4 protein-coding genes and 1 pseudogene are annotated in these 4,653 nt (G+C 65.8%); 3 read left to right on the top strand and 2 right to left on the bottom strand.

What is annotated here, in order from left to right:
- On the bottom strand, positions 1–182 hold a 182-nt coding region (psbZ, locus tag QZ184_RS10270; protein WP_296419465.1), incomplete at its 3' end, for a photosystem II reaction center protein PsbZ.
- Positions 183–301: 119 nt separating this feature from the next.
- Between psbZ and mutS the strand changes: the two genes are divergently transcribed.
- Entirely contained in the window at positions 302–3,007 is a 2,706-nt protein-coding gene (mutS, locus tag QZ184_RS10275) for a DNA mismatch repair protein MutS (protein WP_296419466.1), read from the top strand.
- Here mutS and QZ184_RS10280 read toward each other — a convergent pair.
- Positions 2,989–3,624 carry a precorrin-8X methylmutase gene (locus tag QZ184_RS10280; protein WP_296419468.1) on the bottom strand — a complete coding sequence of 212 codons (636 nt, stop codon included), beginning with the start codon at positions 3,622–3,624 and terminating at the stop codon, positions 2,989–2,991. The two genes, mutS and QZ184_RS10280, sit on opposite strands and share 19 nt — an antisense overlap.
- Before the next feature lie 49 nt (positions 3,625–3,673).
- On the opposite strand from QZ184_RS10280, the gene QZ184_RS10285 reads away from it, so the two are divergent.
- Together QZ184_RS10285 and QZ184_RS10290 are read left to right on the top strand one after the other, a co-directional pair.
- Entirely contained in the window at positions 3,674–4,366 is a 693-nt protein-coding gene (locus QZ184_RS10285; RefSeq protein ID WP_296419470.1) for a type II toxin-antitoxin system Phd/YefM family antitoxin, read from the top strand.
- Positions 4,351–4,653 (top strand): annotated as a pseudogene (locus tag QZ184_RS10290) (DNA polymerase III subunit delta); the annotation flags it as partial. The gene QZ184_RS10285 and the pseudogene QZ184_RS10290, both read left to right, overlap by 16 nt.

A 4,653-nucleotide genomic window follows, 5' to 3' on the forward strand; every position in this document is an offset into this window, starting at 1 on the left:
ACGAAGAAGCTCATGCCCCAGTTGACCAGCACCAGAGCAACCCACGCGATGCTGCCCAGCAGGATCAGGCGGTTGGAGCGGCCGCTGGTGTCATCGCTCGCGTACAGCACGGGAACCGCCACGATCAGAGCGAAGGACATCACCACCAGGGCCAGCACTGAAAGGGTGTTGAGGATCGTCATGGAACTGGGGGTGGCGTCCTGTCAGTTGGCAAATCCTCCCACGCAGGTTGGAGGCCCCCAGGGTTCCTTCACAAGTTGTGGCGCGCCTACGATCTGGCCGCGTTGAAGACAGCCTGCCTGTGGCCGACCAAACCGAGTTGGCGCTGCAGGGCTCGCTGTTCGGGCTTGAGCCAGAGCCAGCAACGATCCAAACCAAAGAAGCTGACTCCGAGCTGGATCACGAGGCCCTCGAGCGGGATGCCCAGTCCAGACCGCGGGTTCGGCAAAGCGCCGCTCAGGAACAAGAAGAGGTCGTCACTGAGGACCGCAGCAACAGCGACGACCTGCCGGCCTGGCACCACCACAGCCTGGTGGACCGCGAGCAGCTCACACCGATGCTGCGCCACTACGTCGAACTCAAGGCAGAGCATCCCGAGCGGGTGCTGCTCTACCGGCTCGGGGACTTCTTCGAGTGCTTTTTCGAAGACGCCATTGCCCTCTCCCGCCTGCTGGAGCTGACCCTGACGGGAAAAGAGGGCGGCAAAGCAATCGGACGGGTGCCGATGGCCGGCATTCCCCATCACGCCGCCGAGCGCTACTGCGCCGACCTCGTCGGGCGCGGCTTCAGCGTTGCCCTCTGCGACCAGGTGGAAGAGGCCGCTGAGCGCAGCAAAAACGGCGGAAAGCCAGCGCTGCTCAAACGGGAAATCACACGGGTGCTGACCCCAGGCACGGTGCTGGAGGAGGGGATGCTCACGGCCCGCCGCAACAACTGGCTCTGCGCGGTGGTCTCTGAGCAACAGCGCTGGGGCCTGGCCATCGCCGATGTGAGCACGGGCGAATTCCGGGTGACTGAACGGGAAGGGAGTGACCAACTGCACCAGGAACTCCTGCAGGTGGAAGCCGCTGAAGTGCTCTGGCCAGCACCTGAAGACGGAAGTGAACGCCCTGCTTGGTGCCCTGCATCCCTGCAGCTGACGCCCCTCAGCCGCACCCCCTTCGCCCTGAACGAGTCGAAAGCCACCGTGCTGGAGCGCTTTGCACTGGCCAGCGTCGATGGCTTGGGTTTAGGGGAACAACCCTTGGCCCTCCGCGCCGCCGGTGGTCTGTTGCACTACCTCAGCGACACCCAACCGGGCTGCGAGATCCCCCTCGAGCTGCCCACGACGTGGACTGCCGGCGACCAGCTGGTGCTCGATGCAGCCACCCGCCGCAACCTCGAGCTGACCAAGACCCAATTGGGAGGTGGACTGCAGGGGTCACTGCTCTGGGCCCTGGACCGGACGATGACGGCCATGGGAGGCCGTTGCCTGCGGCGCTGGATCGAGGCTCCCCTGGTGGATCTGGAACGGATCCGCTCCCGCCAAGAGGCCATTGGGGAACTGGTGAGCGGCAGCCAGGCCCGCAGCTTGCGCTTGGGGGTGCGCCGCCTGCTCAGGCCCATGGGCGATCTCGAGCGACTCGCCGGACGGGCCGGAGCTGGAACCGCATCCGCTCGGGATCTCGTGGCCCTGGCGGATGGTCTGGAGCGACTGCCAGCCCTGGCTGGCCTACTGGGCGAGGTCACCAGTGCACCCCTTGTAGCCCTGGCGAGGCCGTGGGACGAGCTCGACGTACTCGCCGCTGACCTGCGCCACCAGTTACTGGAGACCCCACCGTTGACCCTTACGGAGGGAGGACTGATCCATGACGGCGTGGACCGCCAACTCGATGGCCTGCGCAACCAACTGGATGACCAGGACGCCTGGCTGGCCGAGCAGGAGCAGTCGGAGCGGCTGAAGAGCGGGATCAGCACCATCAAGCTCCAGTACCACCGCACCTTTGGCTACTTCCTCTCCGTCAGTAAGTCCAAAGCCAAGGACGTGCCGGACCACTGGATTCGCCGGCAGACCCTGGCCAACGAGGAACGCTTTGTCACCCCCGAGCTGAAAAACCGCGAGGGACGGATCTTCCAGCTGAAAGCGCGGGCGGCCCAGCGGGAGTACGAGCTGTTCTGCCAGCTGCGTCAGCGCGTAGGCGAGCAGGCCGGGCCAATTCGCTTCGCCGCCCGGCTGGTGGCCGAACTGGATGCCCTGGCGTCGCTGGCGGAGGTGGCCGCCACCTCCAGGTACTGCAAACCGCAACTGGTCCCCGACAGCCGCTGCCTGGAGATCCAGGGGGGACGCCACCCCGTGGTGGAACAACTGCTGGTGGAGGAACCGTTCACGCCCAACGACGTCAGCCTTGGGGAGGGCTGCGACCTGGTGGTGCTGACCGGGCCCAACGCCAGCGGCAAGAGCTGCTACTTGCGCCAGACCGGACTGCTGCAGCTGATGGCTCAGATCGGCAGTTGGATCCCAGCTGACGGGGCGCGACTGGGCATCGCCGATCGAATCTTCACCCGGGTGGGGGCAGGGGATGACCTGGCTGCGGGCCAATCCACCTTCATGGTCGAAATGGCCGAGACCGCCAACATCCTTCACCACGCCAGCAGTCAATCGCTGGTGCTGCTGGATGAGATCGGCCGGGGAACCGCCACCTTTGATGGGCTCTCGATCGCCTGGGCCGTGGCCGAGTACCTCTCAGGCGATATCGGCGCCCGCAGCATCTTTGCGACCCACTATCACGAGCTCAACGAGCTGGCCGAGCAGCGCAGCAACGTCGAGAACGCTCAGGTGCTGGTGGAGGACACCGGTTCAACCCTGCGCTTCCTGCACCGGGTCGTCAGCGGCGGCGCCAACCGCAGCTATGGCATCGAGGCCGCTCGGCTCGCCGGCGTGCCAGCCCCCGTGGTGCTGCGGGCCCGTCAGGTCTTGAGCCGGATTGAAGCCAACAGCCACGTCAGCGTTCAAGCGGACGCCGCCTGATCCAACCAAGCCCGGCGCAACAGGGCATTCAGCGCCGCACCCACCAAGCCAGCACCGCCGCGGCTGCCGTCGAGACGGATCTGAGCTAAGTCGCTGGCGGCGAGATGACGCTTGCTCTCCGCCACGCCCACGAAGCCAACGGGCATGCCAATCACCAAGGCAGGCGCTGCCACCTGGGCGGTACGGACCTGCTCCAACAGCAGCTCCAAGGCCGTTGGTGCACTGCCAATCAAGACCACTGCGCCCGGATGGGCGCGCAAGGCCTCTTGCATCCCCACCGCCGCTCGGGTCCCGCCCTCGGGAGCTCGTTCGGGGGCCCAATCGAGCACGCTGCGCACGACGTTGCCAAAGGTCCGCTTTGCCATCGGAGCCACCGCCGCCGCGGCCATGGCGGTGTCCGTCAACACCGGAGCCTGGGCACGGAGTGCCGCGAGACCGAGTTCACAGGCCTGAGCTGAAAACGACACCCCCCGAACCAAGCTGAGGTCGCCGCTGCTGTGAATCAGGCGCAGCACCACATCCCGTTCGGGAACCGATAAACCCTCCAGAGCGCCTTCAGGCAAGGCCGCTTCGATCAGACGCAGGCTCTCGCTGAAGATCGGATGGTCGAATCCCATGGGGATCAGCATGCCCGGCTGACAGACTCTGTACAGACTGTGCAGTGCGATGTCGGCAGAGCGTTTTGGCGTACAAGAGGCCCGTCAGCGCTTCCCAGAACTGCTGGTGCGCGCCTCGAAGGGCGAGCGGCTGGTGATCCAACGCCACCGCCAGGATCTGGCGGCCATCGTCCCCTTGCAGGACGCGGCGGGTGGTCCCAGCAGCCAAGAGGCGATGGAGAACCTGCTGAGCCTCAAGGGAAGCGCCAAGGAGCGCAGCGCTCAGCAGCGAACGCCTGGGGCAGCCGGTGCAAAAGCTCGCTTTCAAGCCAGACAACTCGGCCCCGGCAGCCGCATCGCGCTGGACGGCAGTGCCCTTGTGGCTTTTCTGAACGACGACCCGCAAACCAGCCGGGTGCTGGAGCCCGTCCTTCAGGGCATCGCCCAAGGCAGCTGGCAAGGAGTGATCAGCAGCATCAGCCTGGTGCAGGTCATGAAGACTGCCCTGTGCCAAGGGGATGAAGCCCTGGCCTTGCGCTACGGCGCCGCCTTTGCAAACCCCAGGCAGTGGCGGCAGGTGCCGCTCGATGGGGATCTCGCCCTGGCCGCCAGCCGTCTCCAGCAACAGGAACCGGAGCTGGAGCTCCACCACGCGATCGAACTGGCCACAGCAATTCAGAACGAGGTGGCTGTGTTGGTCACAGCCGATGGGGATCTGGCGCAAACTGCACTGCACCCTGTGCTGCCATGCCGATCCATCTGATCTGGGGCGACGACGAAGCCGCGCGCAGCCGGGCCGTCGAAGCACTGGTCAAGAACCAGGTCGATCCCTCCTGGCAGAGCATCAACCTCAGCCGTCTGGACGGCAACGATGCCGCTCAGGCCGCTCAGGCTCTGGAGGAAGCCCGAACGGCCCCCTTTGGCGGCGGCGATCGGGTGATCGTGTTGCAGCGCAGCCCCTTCTGCAATCAGTGCCCGGCTGATCTGGCCGAACAGCTGGAGGCCAGCCTCAACCTGGTGGCGGAGCAGTGCCATCTGGTGTTGGTCAAC

Source organism: Vulcanococcus sp. DEBay_Sum22DG08_74, from assembly GCF_017852955.1.
Classification (GTDB): Bacteria; Cyanobacteriota; Cyanobacteriia; order PCC-6307; family Cyanobiaceae; genus Vulcanococcus.